We start from the raw sequence: 3,394 nt of genomic DNA on the forward strand, positions 1-3,394 counted from the left end.
GAATGATTGAGGTAATAGCGGGTAAAGTGGCTGATATGAGTGTATGTGTGATGAGTAAGAGCACAAAGAGCATTTGGTGGATGCCTTGGCATCAGGAGGCGACGAAAGACGTAGCACGCTGCGATAAGTCACGAGGAGTTGCGAGCAAACTTTGATCCGTGAATTTCTGAATGGGGCAACCCCCCTCGTATGAGGGATCATGCACTGAATACATAGGTGTATGAGGCGAACCCGGGGAATTGAAACATCTAAGTACCCGGAGGAAAAGACATCAACAGAGATTCTGCTAGTAGTGGCGAGCGAACGCGGAACAGGCCAGTGGCTTTAAAGAGGTAAGTAGAATGGTATTGAAAGACCAGTCATAGAGGGTGATAACCCCGTATACGTAATATCTTTAAAGTCCTTGAGTAGGGCGGGACACGTGAAATCCTGTCTGAACATGGGGGGACCTCCCTCCAAGCCTAAATACTCCCTGATGACCGATAGTGAACAAGTACCGTGAGGGAAAGGTGAAAAGCACCCCGACAAGGGGAGTGAAAGAGACCTGAAACCAAATGCTTACAAACAGCTGGAGCCTCTTATGGGGTGACAGCGTACCTTTTGTATAATGGGTCAGCGAGTTTCTGTTTGCAGCAAGCTTAAGCCGTTAGGTGTAGGCGCAGCGAAAGCGAGTCTTAATAGGGCGTTAGTTGCTGGCAGAAGACCCGAAACCAAGTGATCTAGCCATGGCCAGGTTGAAGGTGCAGTAACATGCACTGGAGGACCGAACCCACGTCTGTTGAAAAAGACGGGGATGAGCTGTGGCTAGGGGTGAAAGGCCAATCAAACTTGGTAATAGCTGGTTCTCCGCGAAATCTATTGAGGTAGAGCGTCACGTATTACCTTGGGGGGTAGAGCACTGAATGGGCTCGGGGGTCCCAAAGACCTACCAAACCTAATCAAACTCCGAATACCCAAGAGTATGAGCGTGGCAGACAGACAGTGGGTGCTAAGGTCCATTGTCGAGAGGGAAACAGCCCAGACCACCAGCTAAGGTCCCTAAATGATATCTAAGTGGGAAAGGATGTGGAGATTCCAAAACAACCAGGAGGTTGGCTTAGAAGCAGCCATCCTTTAAAGAAAGCGTAATAGCTCACTGGTCTAATTAAGAAACTCTGCGCCGAAAATGTAACGGGGCTCAAGATATCTACCGAAGCTGTGGGTGCATATTTATATGCGCAGTAGCGGAGCGTTCTGTAGGTCTGTGAAGGAGACGGGGTGACCCTCTCTGGAGATATCAGAAGTGCGAATGCTGACATGAGTAGCGACAAACAGTGCGAGAAACACTGTCGCCGAAAGTCCAAGGGTTCCTGCGCCAGGTTAATCCACGCAGGGTTAGTCGGCCCCTAAGGCGAGGGCGAAAGCCGTAGTCGATGGAAATCAGGTTAATATTCCTGAACCTGCTAGAAGTGACGAATACAATATGTTGTTAGGTCTTATTGGATTGACCTAGCTTTTGGAGTATTCCAGGAAATAGCTCTAGCGGATAGACCGTACCCGAAACCGACACAGGTGGACTAGTAGAGAATACTAAGGCGCTTGAGAGAACGATGCTGAAGGAACTAGGCAAATTACTTGCGTAACTTCGGGATAAGCAAGACCGGGTCGTGGGCAACCATGACCAGGTGGCACAGAGCAGGGGGTAGCGACTGTTTAGTAAAAACACAGGGCTCTGCAAAGTCGAAAGACGACGTATAGGGTCTGACGCCTGCCCGGTGCCGGAAGGTTAAGAGGAGGTGTGCAAGCACTGAATTGAAGCCCCGGTAAACGGCGGCCGTAACTATAACGGTCCTAAGGTAGCGAAATTCCTTGTCGGGTAAGTTCCGACCTGCACGAATGGCGTAACGACTTCCCCGCTGTCTCCAGCATCGGCTCAGCGAAATTGAATTCCCCGTGAAGATGCGGGGTATCCGCGGTCAGACGGAAAGACCCTATGAACCTTTACTGCAACTTTGTAGTGGCATCAGGAAAACGCTGTGTAGGATAGGTGGGAGGCTTTGAAGCATAGGCGCCAGTCTATGTGGAGCCATCCTTGAAATACCACCCTGAGTTTTTTTGATGTCTAACCATATCCAGTAAGCCTGGATTGGGACCCTGCATGGTGGGCAGTTTGACTGGGGCGGTCGCCTCCCAAAAAGTAACGGAGGCGCGCGATGGTGGGCTCAAGCCGGTCGGACATCGGCTGTTGAGTGCAATGGCATAAGCCCGCCTGACTGTGAGAGTGACAGCTCGAACAGAGACGAAAGTCGGCCATAGTGATCCGGTGGTTCCACGTGGAAGGGCCATCGCTCAACGGATAAAAGGTACTCTAGGGATAACAGGCTGATCTCCCCCAAGAGTCCACATCGACGGGGAGGTTTGGCACCTCGATGTCGGCTCATCACATCCTGGGGCTGGAGCAGGTCCCAAGGGTTCGGCTGTTCGCCGATTAAAGTGGTACGTGAGCTGGGTTTAGAACGTCGTGAGACAGTTCGGTCCCTATCTGCCGTGGATGTCGAGACTTGAGAGGATTTGCCCCTAGTACGAGAGGACCGGGGTGAACATACCTCTGGTGTACCGGTTGTTGCGCCAGCAGCACCGCCGGGTAGCTAAGTATGGAAAGGATAACCGCTGAAAGCATCTAAGCGGGAAACCCCCCTCAAAACGAGGTCTCATTACGGGCCGTGGTAGACCACCACGTTAATAGGTCAGGTGTGAAAGCACGGAAACGTGTGCAGCTAACTGATACTAATCGCCCTTGCACTTACTATATAAAACACACATACACTCATATCAGTCACTCTTATAAAATAACCAATTCAAAATTAACCAACCATGAACTCACAATAACAACCAACACACAAGGGTATATTAGATGACCTGGTGGCAATGGCGGGGAGTGAACCACCCGATCCCATCTCGAACTCGGCCGTGAAAACCCCCAGCGCCCATGATACTATGTCTTAAGGCATGGGAAAGTAGGTCGCTGCCAGGTCTTCTAATATACCCTCTCTATCACTTATAATCCCCAATTAAACAATATCGTTTAATTCCATATTCAATATATTAAATAATATGCAGGATTATAATTCAAACTCTTATTAATACTTCATAATAGAGTTTATTCAATAACTGAGATATCCTTCAAAATTAGAACGATAATCATCAGACCAAAATAACTGATTAAACCTCTCTTATAGAGTATAATCAGTATTCATACTGCAAGGGAAATTATGAAACCCAAAATAACGCAGTATACACCCAATGCGGGGTGGAGCAGCCCGGTAGCTCGTCAGGCTCATAACCTGAAGGTCAGAGGTTCAAATCCTCTCCCCGCTCCCAATATCTCAATAAATAAACTAAAAAAACCCATATG

At 49.0% G+C, this 3,394-nt stretch carries 1 tRNA gene and 2 rRNA genes; all 3 read left to right on the top strand.

Annotated features, from left to right (window positions below):
* Positions 1-53 precede the first annotated feature (53 nt).
* The 3 genes from COMX_RS10395 (at position 54) to COMX_RS10405 (ending at position 3,360) form a co-directional block, all read left to right on the top strand.
* Positions 54-2,789, top strand: a 23S ribosomal RNA gene (locus COMX_RS10395).
* Positions 2,790-2,897: 108 nt separating this feature from the next.
* Positions 2,898-3,013 (top strand): 5S ribosomal RNA (gene rrf / locus COMX_RS10400).
* A gap of 270 nt (positions 3,014-3,283) precedes the next feature.
* Positions 3,284-3,360 (top strand) — tRNA-Met (locus COMX_RS10405).
* Positions 3,361-3,394: the final 34 nt, after the last annotated feature.

The sequence above is a fragment of the Commensalibacter papalotli (ex Servin-Garciduenas et al. 2014) genome, assembly GCF_000527695.1.
Classification (GTDB): domain Bacteria; phylum Pseudomonadota; class Alphaproteobacteria; order Acetobacterales; family Acetobacteraceae; genus Commensalibacter; species Commensalibacter papalotli.